General features: G+C 35.4%; 25 protein-coding genes. 10 read left to right on the top strand and 15 right to left on the bottom strand.

Annotation, left to right across the window (positions count from 1 at the left end; genetic code table 11):
* Position 1: 1 nt before the first annotated feature.
* From JJQ98_RS08845 to fliI, 14 genes are all read right to left on the bottom strand, one after another.
* Positions 2-1507, bottom strand: coding sequence for an acyltransferase (locus JJQ98_RS08845; protein ID WP_247596714.1), 1506 nt, complete (start codon positions 1505-1507; stop codon positions 2-4).
* A gap of 19 nt (positions 1508-1526) precedes the next feature.
* On the bottom strand, positions 1527-1976 hold the full coding sequence (locus JJQ98_RS06610; RefSeq protein WP_054197815.1) for a hypothetical protein: 450 nt from the start codon (positions 1974-1976) through the stop codon (positions 1527-1529).
* Entirely contained in the window at positions 1976-2803 is an 828-nt protein-coding gene (gene galU / locus JJQ98_RS06605; RefSeq protein WP_151105271.1) for a UTP--glucose-1-phosphate uridylyltransferase GalU, read from the bottom strand. Before galU ends, JJQ98_RS06610 begins: the two co-directional genes overlap by 1 nt.
* A gap of 9 nt (positions 2804-2812) precedes the next feature.
* A complete protein-coding gene (locus JJQ98_RS06600; protein ID WP_151105270.1) occupies positions 2813-3571 on the bottom strand; it encodes a DUF815 domain-containing protein in 759 nt (252 codons plus the stop codon).
* The gene (locus tag JJQ98_RS06595) at positions 3568-5781 is read right to left on the bottom strand and encodes an AAA family ATPase (RefSeq protein WP_060662764.1); all 2214 of its coding nucleotides are present in this window, start codon (positions 5779-5781) and stop codon (positions 3568-3570) included. Before JJQ98_RS06595 ends, JJQ98_RS06600 begins: the two co-directional genes overlap by 4 nt.
* Positions 5782-5792: 11 nt before the next feature.
* Complete coding sequence (locus tag JJQ98_RS06590) at positions 5793-6098, bottom strand: ATP-dependent Clp protease adaptor ClpS (protein ID WP_005021261.1); 306 nt, start codon at positions 6096-6098, stop codon at positions 5793-5795.
* 78 nt (positions 6099-6176) lie between these two features.
* The gene (locus JJQ98_RS06585; protein ID WP_065831200.1) at positions 6177-6746 is read right to left on the bottom strand and encodes an isochorismatase family protein; all 570 of its coding nucleotides are present in this window, start codon (positions 6744-6746) and stop codon (positions 6177-6179) included.
* 9 nt (positions 6747-6755) lie between these two features.
* The gene (gene mnmL, locus JJQ98_RS06580; RefSeq protein ID WP_179853513.1) at positions 6756-7709 is read right to left on the bottom strand and encodes a tRNA modification radical SAM protein MnmL/YtqA; all 954 of its coding nucleotides are present in this window, start codon (positions 7707-7709) and stop codon (positions 6756-6758) included.
* A 17-nt stretch (positions 7710-7726) separates the two neighbouring features.
* Entirely contained in the window at positions 7727-9097 is a 1371-nt protein-coding gene (gene purF / locus JJQ98_RS06575; protein ID WP_065837319.1) for an amidophosphoribosyltransferase, read from the bottom strand.
* A 4-nt stretch (positions 9098-9101) separates the two neighbouring features.
* Positions 9102-9872 carry a 4-hydroxy-tetrahydrodipicolinate reductase gene (dapB, locus tag JJQ98_RS06570; RefSeq protein ID WP_054195063.1) on the bottom strand — a complete coding sequence of 257 codons (771 nt, stop codon included), beginning with the start codon at positions 9870-9872 and terminating at the stop codon, positions 9102-9104.
* 19 nt (positions 9873-9891) lie between these two features.
* Positions 9892-10830, bottom strand: coding sequence for a thioredoxin-disulfide reductase (trxB, locus tag JJQ98_RS06565; protein ID WP_065837318.1), 939 nt, complete (start codon positions 10828-10830; stop codon positions 9892-9894).
* Positions 10831-10832: 2 nt separating this feature from the next.
* Complete coding sequence (locus JJQ98_RS06560) at positions 10833-11303, bottom strand: hypothetical protein (protein ID WP_054195061.1); 471 nt, start codon at positions 11301-11303, stop codon at positions 10833-10835.
* Positions 11304-11333: 30 nt separating this feature from the next.
* Positions 11334-11651, bottom strand: a complete 318-nt coding sequence (gene trxA, locus JJQ98_RS06555) for a thioredoxin (RefSeq protein WP_005021254.1) — start codon at positions 11649-11651, stop codon at positions 11334-11336.
* A gap of 105 nt (positions 11652-11756) precedes the next feature.
* A complete protein-coding gene (gene fliI, locus JJQ98_RS06550) occupies positions 11757-13055 on the bottom strand; it encodes a flagellar protein export ATPase FliI (protein ID WP_151105269.1) in 1299 nt (432 codons plus the stop codon).
* A 109-nt stretch (positions 13056-13164) separates the two neighbouring features.
* On the opposite strand from fliI, the gene JJQ98_RS06545 reads away from it, so the two are divergent.
* On the top strand, positions 13165-14055 hold the full coding sequence (locus JJQ98_RS06545) for an NAD(P)H-dependent glycerol-3-phosphate dehydrogenase (RefSeq protein WP_054195059.1): 891 nt from the start codon (positions 13165-13167) through the stop codon (positions 14053-14055).
* Here JJQ98_RS06545 and JJQ98_RS06540 read toward each other — a convergent pair.
* The gene (locus JJQ98_RS06540) at positions 14052-15101 is read right to left on the bottom strand and encodes a type II asparaginase (protein ID WP_151105268.1); all 1050 of its coding nucleotides are present in this window, start codon (positions 15099-15101) and stop codon (positions 14052-14054) included. The two genes, JJQ98_RS06545 and JJQ98_RS06540, sit on opposite strands and share 4 nt — an antisense overlap.
* A gap of 381 nt (positions 15102-15482) precedes the next feature.
* Here JJQ98_RS06540 and tpx point away from each other — a divergent pair, with 381 nt between their 5' ends.
* The 9 genes from tpx (at position 15483) to JJQ98_RS06495 (ending at position 24760) form a co-directional block, all read left to right on the top strand.
* Positions 15483-15977 carry a thiol peroxidase gene (gene tpx / locus JJQ98_RS06535; RefSeq protein ID WP_065826985.1) on the top strand — a complete coding sequence of 165 codons (495 nt, stop codon included), beginning with the start codon at positions 15483-15485 and terminating at the stop codon, positions 15975-15977.
* A gap of 83 nt (positions 15978-16060) precedes the next feature.
* Positions 16061-16609: a YqiA/YcfP family alpha/beta fold hydrolase gene (locus tag JJQ98_RS06530; protein WP_005021238.1), complete on the top strand. Its 549-nt coding sequence runs from the start codon at positions 16061-16063 to the stop codon at positions 16607-16609.
* A gap of 119 nt (positions 16610-16728) precedes the next feature.
* On the top strand, positions 16729-18750 hold the full coding sequence (locus JJQ98_RS06525) for a hypothetical protein (protein WP_151105267.1): 2022 nt from the start codon (positions 16729-16731) through the stop codon (positions 18748-18750).
* A gap of 25 nt (positions 18751-18775) precedes the next feature.
* A complete protein-coding gene (hisD, locus tag JJQ98_RS06520) occupies positions 18776-20083 on the top strand; it encodes a histidinol dehydrogenase (RefSeq protein WP_065826983.1) in 1308 nt (435 codons plus the stop codon).
* A 3-nt stretch (positions 20084-20086) separates the two neighbouring features.
* Positions 20087-20353 carry a DUF2018 family protein gene (locus JJQ98_RS06515; protein ID WP_005021229.1) on the top strand — a complete coding sequence of 89 codons (267 nt, stop codon included), beginning with the start codon at positions 20087-20089 and terminating at the stop codon, positions 20351-20353.
* Entirely contained in the window at positions 20346-20783 is a 438-nt protein-coding gene (locus JJQ98_RS06510) for a hypothetical protein (RefSeq protein ID WP_054195051.1), read from the top strand. The genes JJQ98_RS06515 and JJQ98_RS06510 overlap by 8 nt, the downstream gene beginning before the upstream one ends.
* On the top strand, positions 20761-21681 hold the full coding sequence (locus JJQ98_RS06505; protein ID WP_005021225.1) for a polyprenyl synthetase family protein: 921 nt from the start codon (positions 20761-20763) through the stop codon (positions 21679-21681). Before JJQ98_RS06510 ends, JJQ98_RS06505 begins: the two co-directional genes overlap by 23 nt.
* Positions 21682-21689: 8 nt before the next feature.
* Positions 21690-23021: a glutamyl-tRNA reductase gene (gene hemA / locus JJQ98_RS06500; RefSeq protein ID WP_151105266.1), complete on the top strand. Its 1332-nt coding sequence runs from the start codon at positions 21690-21692 to the stop codon at positions 23019-23021.
* A gap of 2 nt (positions 23022-23023) precedes the next feature.
* Positions 23024-24760 carry a proline--tRNA ligase gene (locus JJQ98_RS06495; RefSeq protein WP_104719455.1) on the top strand — a complete coding sequence of 579 codons (1737 nt, stop codon included), beginning with the start codon at positions 23024-23026 and terminating at the stop codon, positions 24758-24760.
* Positions 24761-24805: the final 45 nt, after the last annotated feature.

Genomic DNA, 24805 nt, shown 5'->3' with positions numbered 1-24805 from the left:
CTTATCCTTTCCTTTTTAATGCTAATTCCCTATTCAACTCACGCACTTCTTTTGCAAATTTGAAGTAAGCAATGGGTTTGTAGAGAATAGATTGTAGGGTAGAGAGATAGTGTGGTTTTGATAATATCTGCCCCCCCCCCCCACTAATATTATTAGTATTGTTGTTTATGTTATTTTTGCTCTTAAGAGTATTTGCTCTAATAAATGCTTCCCCTAATTTATAAGTGAAACATTCTTTTTCTTTTAAGGCTTCTTTGTAATCTTTATAAGATTCTAGTTTTGGAAGTTTTAGATTAGGATTCTTTTTGATTTGTTCTTGGTATTGTTTTTGTTCTTTATTGTGTTGTTCTTTAATATAAGATAACACATAAGGCATTCTAATATATCCTAGAATACTTTTAGAATTTTCTATCATTGCTTTACCTAATTTATAAGAGAGGTGGTTGTGGATTCTATTCTTTGCTGTGCCATAGTGGAGAGTAAAATCCATTTCTTTTGTTTGGGATTCTAAAGTTTTATTCATAGATTCTAAGATTTTATTTTTAGATTCTAATTGTTTCTTTGTAGAATCAAGAGAAGCCTTGAGGGATTTGATTTCTAATTCTTGTGGTGTAGGCTCTGGTTTGGAAGGTGTAATAGGCTCTGGTTTGATTTCTGTAAAGTTGAGATTTTTGAATCTTTTTTCGTATTTTGGCAAGGGAATATCGTATTGGCAATCTTTGAAATAAGCAAAGCGATTTTTATTTTTGTTGCAATAGAGAGCATCATAGAGAAATTCAAGTTTTTCATAGGCAGTATTTAGAGAATCGAGTTTTGATTCTATGGCTTTTGGAGAAAGGAATTGAGATTTATCATAAGTGTATTTGAAGTCGTCTATTTCTTTATGAATGTTTTGTGCGGTTTGTTCTTTAGTCCAGTTCCCAGCAGTGGGGTCATCTCTTAGCCAAAAAACACCTTGTTTTACTTCTTTAGCAGGCATTCCTGCATTGATTGTATTTGAGTAATATTGTTTGGAGGCGACACAAGTTTTTGCACCCGCAATAGCTCCAGAGGCAATAAAAGAGCCTTTTAGTATGCTTGATTCTTGTCCGCACCAAACATGGTCGCCGATGTAAATGCTTTTTGAAAAATTAATTCTATGATTGCTTGTAGAATCTATAATCAAATGGTGGTCACAGGTAGAAAGCCAAATCCCCCATGAAAACATACAATCCCTACCAAAAATAATATTTTTTGCTTCATAAACACGCATTGTAGTTCCATTAAAACTAGAAGAATCATCAACAAAGCACACTCCATCACTACATATACTAATGCCACCATTTGCCCTAACATTATTACCAATAAAAATTAATGCATTATTTCCATGACACGTTATATTCACATTCCTGCTTCCCCCAGCAAAAAATACAATGTTATTTTTCCCCTTAAAATCGCATTTAAAATTAACTTGTTTGGTTAAATCTCCATAAATAATATTGCCATTTTCCTTAAGATGTTTTTGCATTTTATTCCTTTGATTTCCTCTATTTCTTATCTTTTTCGCTCTTTTCGCGGTTTTTTAAAGCAGAACTAATAATTGTTTCAATCTCTTTTTTAAAATTCGGATTTGCTTTGATAAATTCTTCTCTGTATCGTGCTACACTATCAATATCAATCAAAGGACACCACGCTAGTGCAGAGATGAAATCCATTCTATCTTGGTAGTCTTTGTTGTCTTTTTTGAGATTGCCAAAAACAAGAAAGTTTTTTTTAAAAGAATCCAAAGCCTCATCCAAAGTTTCTTTATCGGGGTTATTTTGCAATAGCGAGATAAGATAACGGATATTTTTTAGCATTTTTTCACGGCTTTTTTGTGCTTCAAGATAAGCTTGGATTTTGCCCAAAATCAAAAAAGCACTAGAGAGCAGCATAAAGGGTAGCATACTCACAAAAAGCGCAATCCAAATAAAAAGATAAAAATTAAGATTATACATCACTTGCCTTGGAATTTTTGATAAAAAATATTAGTGGCTTTTACAAACCCATCAACACTTCCACAATCATAACGCTTGCCTTGGAATTTATAGGCTAAAACCATGCCTTTTTTGCATTGCTCTAGCAGGGCATCTGTAATTTGAATCTCGCCATTTTTGCCGGGCTTAGTGTGTTTTAAAATCTCAAAAATATCAGGTGTTAGGATATAACGCCCTATGATTGCTAGATTGCTTGGAGCTTCTTGTGGTTTTGGTTTTTCAATCATATTATCTACCATAAAGGTATTATTATCCACTTCTCTACCGGAAATTACTCCATATTTGCTAACTTCTTCTTTGGAGACTTCTTCTACTGCTACAATCGAGCATCGGTATTTTTCATAGATTTTACGCATTTGGGATAACACACCAACGCCACCTTCATTATCGCACAAATCATCACTCAAAACGACTGCAAAAGGCTCATTGCCAATGAGGTTTTCGCCCATTAAAATCGCGTGCCCTAAGCCTTTCATTTCCATTTGTCGCGTATAAGAAAAGGTGCAAGTATTAAGAATATGGCGAATTTCTTTTAGATAGTCTTCTTTGCTTGTGCCTTGGATTTGGTGCTCTAATTCATAACTAATATCAAAATGATCCTCCAAAGAGCGTTTGCCCCTCCCTGTTACAATCGCCATATTAAAGATTCCAGCCTCTATGGCTTCTTCTACGCCATATTGAATGAGCGGTTTATTGACAATGGGTAGCATTTCTTTTGGCATTGCTTTGGTAGCTGGTAAGAATCTCGTTCCATATCCTGCTGCTGGGAATAAACATTTTTTAATCATTCTTTCTCCTTAAATAAGATCAATTAAGCCGCTTTTGTAAAGTTTAAAAAATTGTGCAGCCACTCTTGGATTTTTTGAACCTCTTTGGGTTGCAAACCAAATTGCTTTTGTTTTGAGCTTTTCCCATTCTTGTGGGGATTCTTTGAAGTAGTTTTCTAAAATCTCCAAATATTCTTGATTACCATAAGTATAAAAACCGATACAAAGAGGAAATCTATCAAAAAGTGCGATTTTATCTTCGTTGCCTTCAAATCCAAAAAGTTCATTTTCATCATGAAATTCTGGCATTAAATGGCGACGATTAGAGGTGGTGTAAATGCGGATATTTTGTGGGAAAGATTCGATGCTACCTTCTAAGATAGTTTTTAGGGCTTTGTATTCTTTATCGCCCTCATCAAAGCTTAAATCATCGCAAAATATGATGAATTTATAAGGTTTTGTGCGGAGAAAGTCAAAAATTTCGGGCAAAATTTCTAAATCTTGTTTGAGAATTTGCAAGATTCTTAAGCCATCTTTGGCATATTTTGGCAAAAGCGCTTTGATGAGTGAAGATTTTCCACAACCTCTAGCACCCCAAAGCAGGACATTTACTCCCAAATTTTCAAAAAGAAAAGCCTCTGTGTTTGCACACAAAAGTTTGATTTCTTTTTGGAGATTGTGGAGGGATTCAAAGCTATTTTTTTCAATTTCGCTAATTTCATGCAAATATCCGCTACTGCGATAAATTGCGGCAGGATATTTTATGCAGTCCCAAGAAAAATTTTTCATTTCTTCATTTCTTTGTTAGGAGAGATTTTATATTGAAGTGTATCGCTTTTATTAGAGTGGGAGAAAGTGATTTTTCCGCCCTTTTGCAATTCCCCAAAAAGCATTAAATCACTCAAAGTATTTTTGATTTTTTCTTGAATTTTCAATGCTAGAGGTCTTGCTCCTAATTCTTGATTAAAGCCTATTTGGGCTAGGTATTCTTTGGCGGTTTTATCTAAAATCACTTCTATATTTTTATTTGCGATTTGTTGATTTAAATCTTGAATGTTTTTATCCACAATTTTGAGTATTTCTTGCTTGTTTAAAGGATTAAAGGCAATGATTGCATCAAGGCGATTTCTAAATTCTGGTGAAAAACTATCTTTGATGGCTGATTGGAATTTGGAATTAGAATCTTGTGTGAATCCAAGAGTTGGGGCTTCTTTGGAGCCAACATTAGAGGTCATAATAAGAATCACTGAAGAGAAATCCGCACTTTCTCCATTGTTGTCAGTTAATTTTGCATTGTCCATTACCTGCAAGAAAAGATTTAAAACATCAGGGTGGGCTTTTTCAATTTCATCTAACAGCAAAAGTGTATGTGGATTTTTTTTGATCATTTCTGTTAAAATCCCCCCTTTATCATACCCTACATATCCTGCAGGAGCACCGATAAGTCCAGAAATGGAGTATTTTTCCATATATTCACTCATATCAATGCGTTCAAAATTAATCCCTAATGCTTTGGCAATTTCTTTTGCTAATTCTGTTTTCCCAACTCCACTTGGTCCGCTAAAAAGAAAAGAACCGATAGGCTTATTTGGTGCATTAAGCCCAGCTTTGTTGCGTTTGAGTGCAGTTACGATTTCTGTAATTGCGAGATCTTGTCCGAAGATTCTGCTTTGTAAGTGTTTTTGTAGATTTTTCAAAAGGGATTTGTCGTTTTTTGTGGCTTCAATTTCTGGAATCTTTGCCATTTTGGCTACCATTTGTTTGATGCTTGCAAGAGATATTTTGCCTTTTTTGCCTGCAAGTTTATAGGCTGCACCAACTTCATCAATCACATCAATTGCCTTATCAGGCAAGAATCTATCGTGTAGATAGCGGCTAGAGAGTTCTACGGCTAGTTTAATTGATTCTAATGGGTAGATTACATTGTGGTGTTTTTCGTAGTATTTTTTTAGCCCTTGTAGGATTAAAATCGTCTCTTCTTGACTTGGTTCATCAACATCAATTTTGGCAAAGCGTCTTGAAAATGCCTTGTCTTTATCTAAAAAGTTTCTGTATTCTGCATAAGTGCTAGCACCAATACATTTGAATTTTCCACTTGCAAGCATAGGTTTTAAGAGGTTGCTAGCGTCCATACTCCCGCCACTTGTAGCACCAGCACCGATGAGTGTGTGAATCTCATCGATAAATAAAATTGCATTTTTTCGCTCCAACATTTCATCACTTAAGGCTTTGATGCGTTTTTCAAAGTCCCCTCTATATTTTGTCCCTGCCACTAATGCACCTATATTGAGTGCAAAAATCTCATTGCCCAAAAGCGGATTATCTTTTTGGATAATTTTAAGTGCCAAACCTTCTGCAATTGCGGTTTTACCAACACCGGGCTCACCTACTAAAAGAGGATTATTTTTTTTGCGTCTAAGCAATACTTCTAAGCATCGCTCAATCTCTGCATCTCTGCCGATAATAGGATCGATTCTGCCTTCTTTGGCTTCTTTTGTGAGGTTGATGCAGTATTTTTCTAAAATACTTTCTTGCTGATTTTCATTTTTGTTTTTTGGGGTTTGTAGGGATTGTATATTTTCTGTAATGTATTCTAAAATATTAAGGCGAGTAATCCCTTGGGCTTTTAAAACTTGTGTGCAAAAGGCTTTGTCTTCTTCTAGGATTGCTGCTAATAAGTCCCCCACTTGTGCTTCTTTGCGTTGAGAGCCTTTGACATGGCTTATCATAATTTCAATAACTCGCGTAACAGCTAGAGTTTCCATAGGCGTTTCATTACTATTAGAGTAGGGCTGTAAAAAATGCAATAAATAACGCTCGATTTGACTTTTAATAGTTTGAATATTGCCTCCGCATTCTTGCAAGGCTTTGATGATGGTTGGGTTTTCAAGTAGGGATTGAAAGATATGCTCTAATGTGAGGTATTCATGCCCTAAGTGTTTAGCGCGGTTTTGTGCATTTTGTAAAACATAATTTAATTCTTTGCTAATTTCTATCATGGGTTTGTCTTTTATAGTTTTTCTAAAATTGCTCTTAGTGGAAATTGTTTTGCTTTTGCCATTTTTCGCACCTCTAATGCTTTTGTTTCGGCAATATCATAGGGATAGATTCCGCACATTCCGCGTCCATTGTGGTGGATTTGCAACATAAGATTGAGAGAAGCCTCAAAATCCTTGTGAAAGACTTTTTGTAAAACTTCAATAACAAAATCTTGGGTTGTATAATCATCATTTAATAAAATAACTTTGTATCGGATAGGTTCTGTGGTTTTTTCTAAGGTTTCAGTTGTATTTTCAAGCTGTGCTTGTTTTGGCAATTTATTATCCTTGTTTGATAAGATTTTTTTGATACATTTTTAGTATAACATTTTTTATTTGATTTTTTGCTTTGGTATTTAGTTTTTAATCAATGTGCTAATGGCTTTAAAGTTCGTTTCTTTGGCGTGTAATAAAAACGAAAAAAGAATGCTCTCTGTGCTAGAAATTTGGATTTTTAAATCACGCATTTCTTGTATGGCTAGGGAATGGCTGTGTAATTCCCTAGAAGAGCAAGCATCTTCTGCAATTAGGACTTTGAAGCCTTTTTCTTTGGCATCAAATGCACTTTCTTTGACGCAAATATGAGTTTCAATGCCAAATAAAATGAGGGTTGTAGCTTGTAATTTTTCTAGGGCTTTACAAAAATTCTGTTCCCCAAAAGCACTAAAAGAAATTTTTTCTATTAAAGATTCTTTGGGATTTTCTTGATTTCTTAACAATGCTCTGCCTAAGCCTTGAGGGTATTGCTCTAATACAATGGAGTTTGCTCCAAAGATTTTTGCACCTTCTAAGAGTTTGTTGGCGTTTTTTAGCATTTTATCTTTATTTTGCATAACATTAAAGAGTTTTTCTTGTATATCAATGCAGATAAAAACGCATTCTTTTGGGTTTAATCTAGCTTGTTGTTTTGGAATATAAGATGGCATATTCTCCCTTTAATATTCAATCCCTGCATTTCTTAGTGCATCACGGATTGCACGCATTTGAATGTTTTTGTCAAAACACCATTTAGGTGCAATGAGGGTATCATTCCTAACCCCAGCACTCACGCGATGAATTACGACATTTTGTGGAATGATTTTGAGGGATTCTACAATTAATTCAATATAATCATTCAGTGGAATTGGCTTGTATTCACCTTTTTTGTGCATAAGGGCTAAAATGGTTTTTTCTATAATATAGAGAGGATGCACTTTGATTCCATCGCTTCCCCATTCTAATACTTTATTGAGGCTGTGTAGCATCATTTCTTTGGTTTCATTAGGTAAGCCATAGATGATATGTGAGCAGACTTTCAAACCTCTTTGTTTGGTTTGTGAAATCCAATATTCCATTTCTTCTGTTCCATGTCCTCGGTTGATGAGCTTTAGTGTCTCATCATAAACAGATTGGATTCCATATTCTATCCAAATCTCTTGTCCTTTAATTTTTTGCAATTCTGCAAGATAGTCTAGCAATTCCAAATTCACACTATCAGTTCTAGTGCCAATAGACATTCCAACTACATTAGGGAGATTGAGTGCTTCTGTGTAGAGTTTTTGCAATGTAGAGAAGGGTGCATAGGTGTTGGTAAATGATTGAAAATAAATCATATATTTTCCAACCCCAAATTTATTTTTGTGAAAATCAGTTTGCCATTGGTATTGGCTGTGAAGTTGCTTTAGCTGCATAGGCAATAATGGATTTTCTTGCATATTAGGATTTACTTTTAGAGGGGCTTTTGGCTCATGTTCTAAAGTGGGGGAAAAACTTTCATTTTTGCAAAAAATGCAACCTCCCTTAGCTACTGTTCCATCGATATTTGGGCAAGTAAAACCTGCTAATGCAATGGGGACTTTTCTAACTCTTTCTCCAAAGCGACGCTTGCAATAGCGTCCAAAAGTAAGCATTTGTTTCAAGGGAGACCTTATTTTACAATGTAATTGCCATCAAAACAGGCTTGACAAAATTGATAGTTTTCTATCCCTATGCTTCGCTTTAAACCTTCTAAGGATAAAAACGAAAGAGAATCAGCTTGAATAAACTCACAAACTTCCTCATTGCTCATTTTTGCACTAATTAACTCTTCTTTGCTTGGCGTATCTACTCCATAATAACAGGGGGAAATAGTTGGTGGAGAAGAGATTTTCATATGGATTTCTTTGGCACCGCAATCGCGTAGGATTTTTATAATCTGTTTGCTAGTCGTCCCCCTAACTACAGAATCATCAATGACGATAATGCGTTTATTTTCAATAAGTTCTTTTATGGGATTGAGCTTTAATTTTACCTTTAGTTCCCGTATTTGTTGTGTGGGTTCAATAAATGTTCTTCCCACATAGTGGTTGCGAATAATGCCTAGCTCAAAAGGTATCCCGCTTTGTTGGGAATAGCCTAGAGCAGCTGCTACACCGCTATCGGGGACTGGGATTACCAAATCAGCATCAATAGGATTTTCTTTTGCAAGCTCTACTCCCATTGCTTTTCTAATATTATAAACTAATCTTCCAAATACATGGCTATCTGGGCGCGCAAAATAAACATATTCAAAAACACAAGGATAAGGGTTTTTGGGCATAATATGATGACTTTCAATGCCTTTTTCTGAAAGTATTAGCATCTCCCCTGCTTCAACATCGCGTATATATTCTGCTCCCACCAAATCAAAAGCACAGGTTTCACTTGCTACAATATAGCCTATACTTCCATCATTGTTTTTGATTTTTCCAAGACTTAAAGGGCGGAATCCATTTCTATCGCGAATTACAAACATTTTTTTGCGACTTAAAATAATAAAACAAAACGCACCCTCTACCTTCAATACAGCCTCTTTAATGCGTTCTGCTAGATTCTCATGTTTGGATTTGGCAATAAGATGAATAAGATTTTCTGTATCCATGTGACTTTGGAAGATAGCGCCTTCTTTGATTAGCTCATTGCGTATTTTTTCGGCATTTGTAAGATTACCATTATGCACAATTGCAATTTCGCCTAAATCATAGCGTGCAAATATTGGCTGTGCATCACTTAGTGAATCTTCCCCAGCAGTAGCATATCGATTGTGTCCAACAGCACTAAAGCCTTTGAGTTTTTTTAGTGTTTCATCACAAAAAACATCTGTTACTAATCCGTGATCTTTAATAGCGGTGATTTTTTCTCCATTGCTTGAAGCAATACCGGTGGCTTCTTGCCCTCTGTGTTGCATAGAGAATAATGAGTAATAAGCGATACTTGCAGCATTTGGGGCATTATATACGCCAACTACTGCACATTCTTCATTCCAATTTCTATTTTCCACTAGTTTATCCTATATTTAGCGAATCTTCAATGCTATATAAACCGCTAGGCTGATTTTTTAGCCAAAGAGCTGCTTTGATGGCACCTTGTGCAAAAGTAACTCTTGAAGTGGCAGTGTGGATAAATTCCAAATATTCTCCCTCGCCATAAAATCCAACATTATGGATTCCAGCAACATCGCCTCCGCGTAATGCCATTACACCAATTTCATCTTTAGAGCGAGCCCCGATATTTCCATTTCTTCCGCTAATTCTTACTTTGTCTAAATCAAGATTTCTAGCTTCTGCACAAGATTTTGCAAGTTTTAATGCAGTTCCACTTGGAGAATCTTTTTTGAAATGGTGATGAGTTTCTACAATTTCAATATCAAAGTCACGCAATGTGCTTGCAACAAGCTTGATAGCTTTATTGAGAATAGCAATTCCTAACGACATATTGCTAGCATACAAAATAGGCATTTTTTTTGCAGCTTCTTTGATGAGATTTTCATGGTGAGATTCTAAGCCTGTAGTTCCTATAACAATGGGTTTTGGGTATTGTAGGGCTACTTCTAAAAGTTGTTGTGTGCCTTGTGCTGTGGTGAAGTCAATAATCACTTCGCAGCTTTCCAAAAAGACTTTTAAATCGCTTGTGATAAGTGTGCCCGGTTCAATAGAAAAATCTAGCTCTCTTCTTGCATATACGCTTTCTAATTTGATTTCATTACTATTTTTAGCAAGATCAACGATTAGTTTTCCAACTCTTCCGCCCGCTCCAAAAACTCCAATTTTCAACATTGTTATCCTTTAAATATAGTTATTTGTGATGCTCGATGAATTCAATCGCTGCTAAGGCTGCTGTTGCACCATCAGCGGCGGCACATACGACTTGTTTGGGTGCATCTTTACGCAAGTCTCCAGCTGCAAATAAGCCCGGAATGCTTGTTTCCATTTTTAGATTCACAATAGCTTGTCCGCTTTCATTAATATCGCATAATGCTGTGCCATCTTCTTGTATAAGCACAGAGTTATTGACATTATAACCGATAAGCACAAAGATTCCATCGATATTGATTTCTTTTGTGCTGCTATCTTGAAGATTTTTAAGTTTTAGCCCTGTAACTCCAGAATTATCTCCGCAAATTTCGTCAATTCCATAGGGGGTTAAAAATTCAATTTTTGGCTCATTTTTGGCTCTTTGAAGAGTAATTGGAGAAGCTCTAAATTCATTTCTTCTGTGGATTAGTGTAACTTTGGAGCAAATTTTAGCTAGATAAATGGATTCTTCTACTGCGGTATCTCCACCACCAAGTACGGCAACTTCTTTGTTTTTATAAAAGAAACCATCGCAAGTTGCACAAGAGCTTACGCCTTTGCCCCAGTAGGTATCTTCGCCTTTAACACCAGAGCGTTTTGGGCTGCCCCCTGTGGCAACAATAACCGCTTTTGCTTCTTCTTGACTCCCATCAGTAAAGATAATATTAAAATAATCTCCGGTTTTCTTTACTCTTAAAACCTCTTTCATCTCATGTTTAAGACCAAAGCGGAAACATTGTTCTTGCCATGGCATCATAAAATCAAAACCGCTTTTTACTTCGGCTACTCCGGGATAGTTTTCCATTTCACTACTTGAGGTAATCTGCCCACCGGGCATTCCTTTTTCAAACATTACAACATTTTTTAATCCACCTCTAGTGGCATATAATCCAGCACTTAGTCCAGCAGGACCACCACCAATAATTGCTAAATCTATCATAATTATTCTCCTAATTTATTAAAATTCAATACTTTATAGATTCCATCATCTCTTAAATATCTATAAACCATTGAATTTTCTTTATCTTGTGCTATTATAAAGCATTTAGGCAAATCTCTTAAATTGAAATTGTGTATAAGTTTCAATAAAATCTCACTAGAAACCTTTAGGTTAAAAACGCTGTGCTTTTGGATTTCGCCTTGCTGATAGATATCTAATGCCAATAAAGGTATATTTTGTTTTAATGCCAATGTTTCTTCCCATTTTGGAATATAAGAACTATAAAAGCATAATTGATATTTTGTTGCTTTTGGTTCAAAAAGGCTAATTTCTCCGCCTTTTGTTTGGTAAAAGACATCTTTGCCAAAATCAATTTCTGCAATTGATTTAAACGAATAAAAATAATACAAAAAAGCCCCTATGATAAAAACTATCATAAAGGCAATAGGGAATCCCGGACAACATTTTTTCATTGATTTTGGGATTTTCCTAACATTGTACTATTAAAGTAATTTGTCGATTTTATCTTTGAAAGCAGCTTCTGTTGCTGCACCAATCATCTCATCAACCTTTTCACCATTTTTGTAAAAAAAGATTGTAGGGATAGAGCGAATGCCAAATTTAGATGCTAATTCTTGTTGCTCATCAGTATTGACTTTGCAAATCTTAGCTTTTCCTGCATATTCTCCTGCTAATTTGTCAATTACAGGTGCAATCATTCTGCAAGGACCACACCATGGCGCCCAAAAATCTACCATTACTACACCATCTTTAATTGTTTCATCAAAATTTGCTTCAGTTAATTCAATATAACCAGCCATTTTTTCTCCTCAAATAATAATTTTTATCCATAGCATTATACGATAAATAACTTAAAAAATTTAAAACTTTATCAATTAATTTAAAAAAATGTTTTATGTGTAATTTTATTGCATTAGTTCAATTAGTCGATTGACGCTCTTAGTGTAATCCCAAGATTCATCATAATTCTGTCTTAGGTAATCTTCCATATCGGATTTTTTTGCGATGGCTTCATCGATTTCTTTATCGCTCCCGGCTTGATAAGCACCAATGCGGATTAAAACTTCATTTTCTTTAAGCATAGAATAAAGACGGCGGAATTTCCTTGCGGCTAAAATATGTTCTTTTTGTGCGACATCTCCCATTAGCCTTGAAGCGGAGTTTAGGATATTAATGGGTGGGTAGATTCCAAAGTCTGTCAAACTCCTATCTAAAACAATATGCCCATCTAAAATACTCCGACTTTGGTCGGCAATAGGATCACTCATATCATCGCCTTCTACTAAAACCGTGAAATATGCAGTAATTGAGCCTTTTCCTTCCTCTTTGCCAGCGCGTTCCATTAATTGTGGAAGCAGAGTTAAAACAGAGGGTGGATAGCCCTTGCTTGTAGGCGGTTCTCCTAAGGTTAATCCAATCTCTCTTTGTGCCATAGCAAAGCGTGTAACAGAATCCATCATAAAAAGCACATCTTCACCCTTGGCTTTGAAATATTCTGCCACACTCATTGCGGCAAATGCACCATATTTTCGCATCAAAGGTGAATCATCGCTTGTAGCGACGACTAAAACAGTGTTGGTTAAATCTCCACCTAGATTTTTCTCGACAAACTCCGGCACCTCTCTACCTCTCTCGCCAATGAGTGCAATAACTTTGATTTTTGCTTGAGCACCTCGCACAATCATTCCCATTAGAGTGGATTTTCCAACACCGCTCCCTGCAAAGATTCCAAGTTTTTGCCCTTTGCCACAAGTCAAAAGTCCATCAATGCTTTTTACTCCCACGCTAAAGACTTCATCAATCATGCCCCTTTTCATAGCCGCAATGGGTTGCCTAATGATAGGCATTAAGCCTTCTGCTCTAAGCTCTCCTTTGCCATCAATGGGTTCGCCTAATGGATTAATCACTCTTCCTAGAAGTTCTAAACCAACAGGGATTTGTAAGCCTTTGGTGTTGAGATAGACTTTATCACCTACCTTTGTGCCTTCTACAAAAGAAAAGGGTGTGATTTTGAAACTATTTGCTTCAAGGGTTGTTACCATTCCCATGCTATTGCCATTTTCGTTTGTGATTCTTACAATATCTCCAATTCTTGGTGAAAGTCCATTTGCAGATAAGAATCCTTGCTCAACTTTGGTAACTAATCCAAAAACAGGGGAAAGATTCAAACCATTAAGCCGTTCTCTAAGATTGGTTAAAGACATAAAAACTCTTTTTGCAGATAATTTTTAAAATAAATTTTGGGATTTTAATATATTTTTATTAAAATTCCTCTTTTTGTAATTTTGTAAAATAATAGCTCTAAGGATAAGAATGGCAAAAGTAAGTGTATTTGGCGGTGGTGCTTGGGGAAGGGCATTGTGCTTTGCATTTGGTGAGAAAAATCAAGCAGGGATTATCTCAAGGCGGAATCTTGATTGTGCTTATCAAATTAGCTTGCAAGAAGCACAAGATAGCGATTTTTTTGTCGTGGCAATTTGTAGTTCTGCATTAGAAGAATGGCTAAAAGATTGTCCTATCCCGCAAGATTCTAAGGTGTTGGTAGCTTCTAAGGGAGTGGCAAAGGGGCTTTTTGTAAGTGAGATTTTTGAAAAATTTTATCCTAAGGCTACTTTGAGTTTCTTAGCAGGTCCAAGCTTTGCCAAAGAAGTTGCACAATCTCTGCCTTGTGCGTTAAATGTGCATTCTAATAAGCTAGAAAATGCACAAGAATGGTTGGGGTTATTCCCTAGTTTTATCAAGCCTTATGCAAATTGTGATGTGATGGGTGGAGAGATTGGCGGGGCGTATAAAAATGTCATTGCCATTGCTAGTGGGATTTGTGAGGGAATGGGACTTGGGAATAATGCAAGGGCTTCTTTGGTGGCTAGAGGGCTTGTAGAGATGACGCGTTTTGGGAAGTTTTTTGGGGCAGAAGAAGAGACTTTTTTGGGCTTATCAGGTGCTGGGGATTTGTTTTTGACTGCAAATTCTACGCTTTCAAGGAATTTTAGAGTGGGGCTTGGATTGGCTCAAAATAAGGCTTTAGATGAGATTCTTGAAAGTTTGGGTGAAGTAGCAGAGGGTGTGGAGACTTCCAAAGAGATTTATGCTTTGGCTCAAAAGAATGATATTTATACCCCCATTGCCAAAGAAGTGGCTTTGATAATGGGAGGTAAGAATCCAAAAGAAAGCCTTTTGGATTTGATGAAGAGGATGGGTTAAAACTCTTCAAAATATTGTGCGATTTTTTGAGGATCGCTAGTTTTGGTAAGAGCTAGCATCAAAAGCACTCTTGCTTTTTGCGGATTGAGATTGTTTGCAGAGATGAATCCTTGTGTAACTTCTTCATCGCTTAGAGGGACGATTCCAGAGCCTACACGAGAGCTTTTTACTACTGCTAATTTTTTATCTTTTAGTAATTCAATCAGGTAGTTTTTTTGATTTTCATGGATACTTCCAGCACCGCTTCCAGCGACAACCAATCCTTTGGAACCTGCTTTTAAAAACGCTTCAACAGCGACTTTTGAGCCATCATTAGAATAAGTATAAATAATATCTACCTTAGGCAAAGAATCTAAATTTTCTACGCTAAAAGGTGCTTTTAGAGTGTTTGGCTTGATTGATGCGGTATCAAAAAAGACTTTTCCATCGATGATATAGCCGATTTCTCCGCTATTTGGAGATTTAAAAGTTTCAACATTGAGCGTATGAGTTTTGGTAACTTCTCTTGCGGCGTGAATTTTGTCATTCATAGCAATCATCACACCTTTGCCTTTAGCATTTTTATCTCCAGCAAGACTGACTGCATTGTAGAGATTTTTTGGACCATCTGCACTAATCGCAGTTGCAGGACGCATTGCACCGGTTAAAACTACTGGTTTATCACTTTTGATGACAAGATTCAAAAAATACGCAGTTTCTTCCATAGTATCTGTCCCATGGGTGATAACAATACCATCAACTTTGGAATCTTTTAAAAGTGCGTTGATGCGTTTTGCGAGTTTGAGCCAAATTTCATCAGTCATATTAGAGCTATCAATGTTGGCAATTTGTTCTGCTTGAATGTTTGCGATATTTTGAAGCTCTGGAACAGCCTTGATAAGCACATCAACACTTACGCTCCCTGCTTTGTATCCTGTGGTTGCAAGATCACTCTTTGCCTCTCCAGCAATTGTCCCACCTGTGGCTAGAATCACAATGTTTGGTTTAGCAAAAGCAGCTATGCTAATTCCTAGCATGAAAAGCACCCCCAATAAAATTTTTTTCATAGTGTCCTCCTATTTATTAAGTTTGTAATTTAATTTTAGCACTTTTGTTTATTAATGGCGGTTGGATTAAAAAGGTTTTGTATTTTGGGAATTTAAAACTTAACTTTTTTGTTACTAAAAGATACAAAAAGATAGAAAATTTTTAAAAACTCTCTGCGGGGGGGGGGGGGATTATCAAAGCTACAATGTCTCTCTGTCTTGTAATTTATTCCCTTATAAACCCTTTGCTTACTTTGTTTGCAAAAAAAAGCGTGTGGGTTGAATAAGAGATTAAGAGAAGAGAAAGGAAAATATGCCGTATTAAGAATTTGGTTTTATTGTTAGTTTAGAATAGCTACTATAAAATATATCTTTATAAAAATTTTTAATAAGGATAAAATTATGGTTACTTTTAAAGGAAATGCAGTTAGTTTGAAAGGTAAAGAAATCAATGTAGGTGATAGCGCACCCAAAGTTGAGCTTATCGCTGGGGATTTAAGCACAAAAAGCGTAGGCGGAGCAAGTGGGAAGTTTCAAATTATTAATGTTGTGCCTTCACTTGATACAGGTGTGTGTGCTACACAAACAAGAAAATTCAATGAAAAAGCTGCAAGCTTGTCTAATGCTGAAGTGTTTGTAGTTTCTCTTGATTTGCCTTTTGCACAAGGTAGATTTTGTAGCATAGAGGGTATTCAAAATGTTGTGGCGTTGAGTGATTTCAAAAACAAGGCTTTTGGTGAATCTTATGGTGTGATTTTGGCAGGTTCGCCATTGGAGGGATTGCTTACAAGAGCTGTGTTTGTAGTAAATCCAGAAGGTAAGGTGGTGCATAAGGAAATTGTGAGTGAAGTAACAAATGAGCCAAATTATGATGCGGCTTTAGCGGCAGTTAAATAGGTGTTGATAGATTTTAGATAGAAATTAAAATTGCTAGGCAAGAGTGGGTTAGTCCTAAAGCCCTAGCAAAATAAGGAGGTTGTGTGCTTTTATATCTGCATGGATTTAGGAGTATTGGGCTTTGTTATAAAGGTAGTTTGATAGCTAAGTTTAGTCCTAATGCACTCACACCAAACCTTCCTTATGTGCCATCTTTGGCGATGAATCTTGCACAATCTTTGATAGAAAAGCATCAAAAAAATCATAAAATTTGTCTGATTGGAAGTTCGCTTGGTGGATATTATGCAACTTTTTTGGCAGAGAAGTATCATCTAAAAGCAGTGCTTGTAAATCCCGTGGTTGATGCCTATAAGACATTGCTTCCTGCAATTGGGAAGGTTGATGTTTCTTATAATGGTGAAAGTTTCCTTTGGACACTTGATTTGGTAGAAAGTCTTAAGCAATATTTTGTTGATTTGATTAGTCCAGAGCTTTATTGTGTGTTGCTCCAAAAGGGAGATAGGGTTTTGGATTATAGAATTGCAGAGCAGAAGTTTAGAGATTCTAAGCTTGTGATACAAGAGGGTGGTTCGCATCATTTTGATGATTTTATACAACAAAAAGAATTAATCTTGCAGTGGGAAAAACTTTAAGATAATTAGATGCTTTTTATATTCAATCTACATTTTCTGTAATTAGAATTTTTTATACTTTTTCTTAAACAATAAATTGTTATAATAGATAAAATACAATCGCATAAGGAATGACAAATATGGAGCAATCAACTCTTAATTTATTAGGTAGTTATATGCCGATGGCACAACGCTATAAATCTCAATTTTCATCACTTAATACACTTCTTAGCAAAACGACATTGACGGGCAAAATTAGCTCTTTGGATATTGCAGAGAATCTTTTTGATTATATGGAACAAACTCAAGAAAAATTTGAAGAATTGCAAGAAAAACTAATAAAAACCATTATGGAGCAGAATTTTTTAAATGTCTATGAAGAGGCGCAAACTTCATCAAAGGTGCTTTCAGAACTTCTAAATGCTTATTTGCAAAGTCGTTATGAAGAAATTTTGGCTCTTTTAAGAAGTGATGTTTTAGAAAATTGCATGGACAATCAAGAGGAAAAAACCAAAGAAGTACAGCAAGCGATTTTTGATTATCTCAAAGAGTTTGCTAAAAATAGTGGTGCCTATAAAGATGTGCTATTGTTTGATGATAAGGGAAACACCTTAGAGGCACTTTTGCCAAAAGTTGCGCCAAAAACAGCTTTAGCAGCGATTTTGGAGGCTCATAAAATTGAATCTTTTGGTGATTTTTTTAGCAAGGTTGATTTTTATCAGCAAGGGGCTTTGCTAGAGGAAAGAATGGAGTTTTTCTTCGTATTGCCTTTGCGTAAAGAAGCAGAGCAGCCAGCGAACTTTGTTGCTGTGTTTGTATTGGATTTTCAAGGCATTTTTGAATGGCTTAATAATTGTTTTCCTTATCGTCTTGTTCAATCAAATCTTGTCATCACAAATCAAAAAAATGTTGTTTTATTTTCGGATAATCCTAAAAATTTTCCTGTGGGAAGTTCGCTCAAAACAAACACTCTTGAGGGGTATCATTTCATAGAGTTTCGCTCTAAAACTTGTATTTTTGCTCAAAATGAAATTGGTTCATTGCAAACTAAAAATATTGTAGAAAATTGGAAAGTATGTAGAATCCTCCCTTTGTATGTTGCTTTTGATATTAAAAAACAAAATAATGAAAAAATTAATCCAGATATTTTAAAAGATTCATTGTTGATTACAGATGAATTAGATGCGGTGATTGCTGAGGGAGAAAATATCAATGAAGAATTAGGCGATGCAGTCATTAATGGAGAGATTATCGCCTCAAAAAGCCATTCTTATACACTAAATCCAATCTTAAATAATATTCGAATTTTAAGTGAAGAAATGAATACTTTGTGTATTCAATCTGCGGAAGAATTACAAAAGGGTATTTATGGCGCACTTTTTAATACTATTGGATATTATTCTAAATATGCAGTAGTGGCAATGGATAATTTTTTGAGAGAATGCGTTTGTGAGATTAGTTGGATTAAAAACGCTCCAGAGTTTAGAAGGTATTTGCTTGAAGGGATACAAGATAAGACTTCATTAAATGTCAAAGAAAAAACAAAATCTCTTTTGGAATGTTTGGGTGAAAATTTGAAAAATTACTATAATATTGTTTTCTTTGATAAAGATGGAAATATCTTGCACAATTCTCTTGAAGATGCAAAATATGATAACGAAAAATTAAATATCATTGAACGACTTGGCAATTCTGTACATAATAATGGAGTGATGATTTCTAATTATGAGGCTTCACCTTTGTATGATGGTGATTCTACAATGATTGTGTATGCTGGAATTAAAGAGGGTGTGCGTGTTATTGGAGGGTTAGCTTTTGTGTTGGATATTAAAAGAGTATCTTCTTTGATTAATGATATTATGCCAAAGGGTTCTCCCATCATTTCTGACAAAAGCGAAATTTTTACAGTGGTATTTGATAGCCAAAAGAATATTTTAGCTACTACAAATCCGGAATTTACTTTTGAGGGTTATCAGTTAGAAGATAAGATTGATTTTAAAAATCTCAAAGATTTTAAGAAAATTATCAAAATTGATCAAAAATATTATCTTTTATGCACAGAGGTGTGTCCTAATACTAAAAATGGTTTTGCAGAATACACCAAACATTCTCTTTATTCTCTAGTGCTTGTTGCACTCAAAGAAGAAATGCTAGAGTGTTAGTGCCACAAAGCTTAAAGGATTAAGAATGATTGCTACATTTAGCACACAAGATTTGGATTTTAAAAGCCGTTTTGGAGAGCTTTTAAAGCGTGGTGCAATGGATATTTGCAATGTTGAAGAGAGAGTGAAGAATCTTTTGTCTGAAATTAAAGAAAATGGAGAAAACGCTATTGTTTCACACATTGCAAAGTTTGATTTGTGGAATCCCAAAAATTTGGAAGAATTAAAAATCACTCAAGATTCTATGCAAAAAGCCTATGAATCTTTGCAAAAACCTTTGAAAGATTCTTTGCAAAAAGCGTATGAAAGAATCTTTGCTTTTCATTCTAAGCAAAAGCCAAAGACTTGGTTGGACTTTGAAGAAAATGGAAGTATTTTGGGACAGAAAGTGAATCCTGTGGATAGGGCAGGGCTTTATATACCCGGAGGTAAGGCGGCTTATCCTAGTTCGCTTTTGATGAATGCGATTCCTGCTATTGTTGCAGGGGTAAAAGAGATTGTTGTATGCACTCCAACTCCTAATAATGAAGTCAATGAATTGCTCTTAGCAGCGATGTATCTTTGTGGTATTAAAGAGGCGTATAAAGTAGGTGGGGCAAGTGCTGTTGGTATGATGGCTTATGGTTGTGGCAGTGTAAAAAAAGTAGATGTGATTACTGGTCCGGGTAATATTTATGTTGCAACAGCAAAAAAACTTGTGTTTGGTGAAGTGAATATTGATATGATAGCAGGACCAAGCGAAATTGGAATTTTGGCGACTTCACAAGCTAGAGTGGAATATCTTGCGTGGGATTTGCTTTCTCAAGCTGAACATGATGAAATGGCAAGCTCTATTTTGATTACGCCTTGTGAGAAATTAGCTAAAGAAGTGGCATTGAAAATAGAAGAATGTCTCCAAACACTCCCAAGGAAGGAAATAACAGCCAAATCCATTAACGAGCGTGGGGCTATTATCATTACCAAAGATATTAATGAAGCTATTTCTTTGATGAATGAGATTGCACCAGAGCATTTGGAATTATTGGTGGAGAATCCTCTTGAAGTTTTGCCAAAAATCAAGCACGCAGGTGCAATTTTTATTGGTGAAAATACTCCAGAACCTATTGGGGATTATATCGCAGGTCCTAATCACACATTGCCAACAGGTGGTAGTGCAAAGTTTTTTTCTCCTCTTGGTGTGGAACATTTTATGAAAAAAAGCTCTATTATTTCCTTTTCTAAACAGGGAATTATAGAACTTGGAAGAGAATGTGGAATCTTGGCTCATACTGAAGGATTAGACGCACATAGGAATTCTGTTTTGGCAAGATTGGAAGATAAAAATAAGGAATAAATTATGGAACATATTTTTGAAGGGTTACCAAAAGATAAGTGGTTGGAAATTATTTTTAATGCTTCTAATAACCTCACAAGTGCAGAATTGATAAGGATATTAGAAAGGCTTGCTGCGATGGAAATTTTATTGGAAAAGCGTTTGGGAGAGACTTGGGAAGAAGAATTGCAATATCTTTTAAAAAGTGAGGAGGTTGCTGAGGAGATTCACCGCCATACACAAAATCTAGCAATAGAATCTATGGGGAATATTCTCACGCAAAATGAATAGAATCTTTTTTTTGTTGTTTTGTTGTATTTCGTGGCTTTTTGCACCTATACAATGGAAGGCTAATAAGACAATTGAGCTTAAAAAAGATGAATTTTATGTGATAAAATTGCAAGCTAATCAAGCACAAAAGACTTTGTATTTTCGTTGGACTTTGTTAAAAAATGAGGGTTTAGTAGTGCATTTGAATTATGATTCTTTTCCTCATCAATTTGTTTTGTATGAGGATTATCAAAGGAATTGTTATCAAATAAATTTGTGGAAAGCACAAGAGAGATATTATAGCCAAGAACCTTATTTTTTGTTATGTTTTAAGGATTATAAAAGGGTAGATAAAATCGCTACTTTAAATTTCTATCTTTATGAAGGCGGAAGAGATTTTAATATCATTGATGAAAGGAAAGTGCCAAATGGAGGCTTTGGAACAAATTAATCAAAAAATAGAAGATTTTTTAGAAGAGCTAGAATCCCCGATTGTTTTAGAATTATCTAGCAAGATTCAAAGAGGTAAAATGCTGCGTAGTAAGTTGGCTTTGAATATTGCTACTGAGAGTGAAGAATGTATTTTGCTGTGTGCAATTATTGAGATGATACAAAGTGCCTCTTTGCTTCATGATGATGTGATAGATAATGCGACAATGCGTCGCTCAAAGCCTTCTATTAATGCAATTGCCGGAGATAAAAATGCAATTATGCTGGGCGATATTTTGTATTCTAAAGCATTTTGTGAATTGACACAATTTCAAGAAAATTTCCCTATGATTCCTCGCATTGTTGCTAATGCTGTAACAACTTTGGCAATAGGTGAAATGGAAGATGTAGAATTAGCAAAACAATTTAATGCTAATGAGGCGAAGTATCTTACAATGGTGGAGCATAAAACCGCATCATTGATAGAATCCACTGCTTATGCGGCTGCTTTTTTGTCGGGGAGAAATCAAGAAGAGGCAAAAAGTTTTCGAATCTATGGGAGGAATTTGGGGATAGCATTTCAAATTATTGATGATGTTTTGGATATTGTCTCTAGCACACAAACTCTTGGAAAACCGGCTTTGAGCGATTTTAAGGAAGGCAAAACTACCTTGCCTTATATTTATTTGTACCATAGTTTAAACACAATCGATAAAAAACGCCTTGAAAATGCTTTTGGCAAGGAATTGGAGCAAAAAGAGCAAGATTGGATTTTGGAGAATCTTAAGGCAAGTGGAGCTATCCAAAAGAGCATAGATTTGGCAAAACATTTGGGAGAAGTTGGAATTGAAGCTATTTCCAACCATTCTTGTGATAAACTTATAAAAATAATGCAAGAAATGATTAATAGAGATTTTTAAGGCAGGAAATGGAATATTATATTTTAAGCTACTCCCATAAAAATACCGATATTGCATTGCGTGAGAGAATGGCATTGGATACCAAAAATCCGCAAACTAAGACTTTCTTATTAGAATTAGTGGAGAATAAATTTATAGAAGAAGCTGTGATACTCTCAACTTGTAATCGTATAGAGTTTATTTTGAGTGTGTATAATGCACAAAAAGCAGAAGAATTTTTATTGGCTAAATTGAGTGATTTTTGTAAAATAGACATAGATACATTAAAACAACGCGCAGATTCTTATGAAAATATCGCAGCAATCCATCATCTCTTTAGTGTGGCAAGTTCATTGGATAGCTTAGTTGTCGGAGAGACACAAATTTCAGGGCAACTTAAAAATGCGTTTAAATATTCTTATGACTTAGGTTGTTGCTCTTTGGAAATTTCGCGTGCGATTCATTTTGCTTTTAGGTGTGCTGCAAGTGTGAGAAATTCTACAAGCATTTCGCAAAATTCTGTTTCTGTTGCTTCTACTGCTGTGGCTAAAGCAAAGGAAATTTTGGGAGTTTTAAAAGAAAAAGAAGCATTGGTAATTGGTGCTGGGGAAATGAGTTCTTTATGTGTAAAGCATTTGGTCAATCAGCAGGCTAAAATCGTGCTAATTAATAGAGATATTAAAAATGCAGAAAATCTTGCTAGTGAAATTTCAAAAAATCACTCTGGAGTGCAGATACAAGTAGAGAGTTTTGGGGAATTGGGAGCATTGATTAATCAAATTCCACTTGTATTTACAGCAACAGGAGCACCACATACAATTATTACACAAGATATGGTGGAATCCCAAAAAGAAAAGCGTTATTGGTTTGATTTGGCGGTGCCTAGGGATATTGATAAGATTTGTGATGAAAATATTTGTGTTTTTGCTGTTGATGATTTGCAAGATATTGTTAATAAAAATCTTGCATTGCGGGAGGAACAAGCAAAAATAGCTTATGGAATCGTTGGTCGTCATACGCAAGATTTTTTTGCATGGTTGCAGACGCTTAATGTAGAACCTTTGATTAAAATGATTCGCCAACAAGCCAAAGAGGCGAGCTTAAAGGAAATCCAAAAGGGGATTACAAAAGGTTATTTGCCACAAGAATATGAAAAAAATATCGAGAAGACATTGCATAATGCCTTTAATAGTTTTTTGCATAATCTCACAATCAATCTTAAATCGATTGCAAATACTCCCAAAGGTGATGGTGTTGTCGAATCTTTGAGATTTTTGTTTGAGCAAAACACAGAGCCTTTTATGGTAGAAAAATATAAATGTGAATATTCAGATGATAAAATCATAGCTCTAAAGGAATAAAGATGAGATTTTCTAATTTTTTTATCCCCACTCTTAAAGAAACTCCCAAAGATGTTGTTTTAAAAAGTCATGAGTATTTATTGCGTGGAGGATTTATTCAGCAGATTGGTAGCGGAATTTATAACTTTTTGCCATTAGGAAAAAGAGTTTTGGATAAAATCTCAAAAATTGTCAAGCAAGAAATGGATAATGCAGGGGCAAATGAAGTTTTGCTTGGCTGTGTAACCCCTGCTAGTTTGTGGCAAGCTAGTGGTCGTTATGAGAGATATGGCAAAGAACTTTTGAGATTCAAAGACAGGAAGGAAAATGAATTTGTTTTTGGTCCAACCCATGAAGAGACGATTACAGAATTAGTCAAAACTTATGTCAAAAGCTACAAGCAATTGCCTTTGCACCTTTATCAAATACAAACAAAATTTCGTGATGAGATTCGCCCTCGTTTTGGACTTATGCGAGGAAGAGAATTTATAATGAAAGATGGTTATAGCTTCCATAGTAGTTATGAGGACTTAAAGAGAGAATTTGATGAAATGGAGCGAACTTATAGTGTAATTTTTTCTAAGTTGGGGTTAGATTTTAGGGCAGTTGAGGCAGATAGTGGTGCAATTGGGGGAAGTGGAAGCAAAGAGTTTATGGTCCTAGCAGAGAGTGGAGAGGATACAATTTGTGTTTGTGATAATTGCTCTTATGCGGCAAATTTGGAAGCAGCAAATCGTCTTGAAAAAAGCACACAAACGCCACCACCACAAGCGAATTTCACTAAATTTCACACTCCAGATGTCAAAACTATTGAATCTCTTGCAGAGTTTTTTAAGATTGATTCATTTTGGACGATTAAGGCAGTTGTGAAAAAGGCTATATTTGAGGGAGGCAAGAGTGAATTTGCATTTTTCTTTTTGAGGGGTTGTGATTTTTTGAATGAAACAAAAGCCTTAAATGCTATTAGTGGAGCTAATGAGATTGTAGATGTCAATGAAGATGAAATCAAAAATATAGGCTTATTTCCCGGCTTTATTGGTCCTTATGCGTTGCGTAATATTACTCAAAGTCCATATATTTATTTTGATAAAGAGTTGGAGGGAGCTTCAAATCTTATTTGTGGGGCTAATGAAAAGGATTATCATTTCGTTGGGGTGGATTTGAACTTATTTGAGGGCTTAGAATTTAAAGATTTATTAGAGGTGCAAGAGGGCGATATTTGTAAAAAATGCCAAAAAGGGCATTTGTATTTTACTAAGGGAATTGAAGTTGGGCATATTTTTCAGCTTGGAGAGAAATATTCACAAGCTATGGGAGCGACATTTTTAGATGAAAATGGAAAATCCAAACCTTTTATTATGGGGTGCTATGGGATTGGAATCTCAAGGCTTTTGGCAGCTATTATCGAGCAGCATTATGATGAGAAAGGCATGAAATGGACAAAGGCTACAGCACCATTTTTGCTAGATATTGTGATTTCTAATGTCAAGGATTGTGAGCAAGTGGAGCTAGCTACAAGAATCTATCATGCTCTTAGCGAACAAAAAATAGAATGTTTGCTAGATGATAGAAATGAGCGTTATGGGGCAAAAATGGCGGATTTTGAGCTTATTGGTATGCCTTATGCCTTGATAGTGGGTAAAGGGATTCAAGAGGGGAAAGTTGAGTTGGTTTGTAGGGCAAATTTGGAAAAGACGATTTTTGAAGTAAATGATTTTGAGGGATTTTTGGAATCTCTTTGTGCGATTTTGAAAATATGAAGATAGACTTGATGAAATTGTTTTAAGATTCTAAAAAATACAAAG

Origin of the sequence: Helicobacter pullorum NCTC 12824 (assembly GCF_017979475.1) — a bacterium.
Classification (GTDB): domain Bacteria; phylum Campylobacterota; class Campylobacteria; order Campylobacterales; family Helicobacteraceae; genus Helicobacter_D; species Helicobacter_D pullorum.
Note: the sequence above shows the minus strand (reverse complement) of the source record. Positions and strands in the feature narration are given on the sequence as shown.